At 60.5% G+C, this 256-nt stretch carries 1 protein-coding gene; it reads left to right on the top strand.

Going from position 1 to position 256, the window contains the following annotated elements; translation table 11 throughout:
- Positions 1–67: 67 nt before the first annotated feature.
- On the top strand, positions 68–169 hold the full coding sequence (locus SB724_RS20920; RefSeq protein ID WP_327796267.1) for a helix-turn-helix domain-containing protein: 102 nt from the start codon (positions 68–70) through the stop codon (positions 167–169).
- Positions 170–256: the final 87 nt, after the last annotated feature.

The raw sequence follows: 256 nt of genomic DNA, 5'->3' as shown, positions 1-256 counted from the left end.
GGCGCTGCCGCGGAGGCCTTCGCCGTCCAGATGCCGAGCCGCATCAGACTCAGCCCGAAGTGGGGAAATGCATCCGGTTCGCGGCGCCGGTGAACGCAAGGCGCAGATCGCGCGCGATTACGGGATCAGCCGCGAAACGCTGCACCAGTACCTTCGCTCGTTGAGGTGAACCGTGCCACATCGCGTTTGAGCGACGAAATCATTACGATCATAAAACAGATGGGATATCGTCCAGAATGCCAGTTTCGTCGGCACC

This window comes from Bacillus sp. SIMBA_031 (assembly GCF_046535225.1).
GTDB lineage: Bacteria > Bacillota > Bacilli > Bacillales > Bacillaceae > Bacillus > Bacillus velezensis.
The sequence above is the reverse complement of the archived record's forward strand: the minus strand, read 5'-3'. Positions and strand labels throughout refer to the sequence as shown.

Bases quoted from the DNA above. Each gene is read 5' to 3' on its own strand.
- SB724_RS20920 (WP_327796267.1), top strand. From the start codon at position 68: ATGCATCCGGTTCGCGGCGCCGGTGAACGCAAGGCGCAGATCGCGCGC.